Below are 789 nucleotides of genomic sequence, written 5' to 3'. Positions count from 1 at the left end.
AGCCGCACCAGCCACGGCGCGGCGCCCGGCTCCTCGACGAGCATCCGGCGCACGACCTCGTCGTCGTCCATCCGGTCGCGGGCGAACTCGGCCGCGCGGCCGGGCCCGCCGCGGGCGTGGACCAGCAGCAGCTCCACCCAGTCGTACTGCCCGGAGTGCAGCACCTCCTCGCGCGCCGCCAGGTCGGCCCGGTGCCGGCGCACGTGCTGCGCCGCCTCGGCGACCTCGCCGCCCAGCAGCGCCACCGTCGCCAGCACCGTGGACGCCAGCGGCACCAGGATGCGCAGGCCCCGGTCACGGGCGGTGGACAGGCCGCGGCGGGCGGCGATGCGGGCCTGCGCCGGCTTGCCCGCCTGGGTGAGCACCCTGGCCCGCGCGATGGTCCGCGCCGTGCTCGCGCCGGCCGTCACCGCCTCGTCGTCGCACGGGACGTCACCGGGACCGATCGGGCGGACCAGGCGTTCGGCCTGCTCGAACTGCCCCAGCGCGGACAGCTTCAGCGCGTACGACACGACCGCCTGCGACTGCCACCACGCGGTGGGCCGGTCGAGCTCCCAGCGCGTCGACTCACGACCCCAGTACATGCTCTCGGCGAGGTTCCCCGCGTTCCACTCCAGGCACGAGTGGACGGTCGCCGCCATCACCACGTCCGCGTCGCTCGGCTGCCGTTCCCGCGCGGTCAGCACGGACAGCGCGTGCGGGCCCGCCCGGTTGCCGGTGGCGAAGTACAGCGACAGCAGCCGCCCGGCGGCGGCCAGCCGGCGCAGCGGCTGGGGCGCGCCGGTGGCG

General features: G+C 77.1%; 1 pseudogene. It reads right to left on the bottom strand.

What is annotated here, in order from left to right:
* Positions 1-789 (bottom strand): annotated as a pseudogene (locus ACFQ3T_RS36850) (hypothetical protein); the annotation flags it as partial.

Origin of the sequence: Saccharothrix hoggarensis (genome assembly GCF_042678885.1) — a bacterium.
Taxonomy (GTDB): domain Bacteria; phylum Actinomycetota; class Actinomycetes; order Mycobacteriales; family Pseudonocardiaceae; genus Actinosynnema; species Actinosynnema hoggarensis.
The sequence above is the reverse complement of the archived record's forward strand: the minus strand, read 5'-3'. Positions and strand labels throughout refer to the sequence as shown.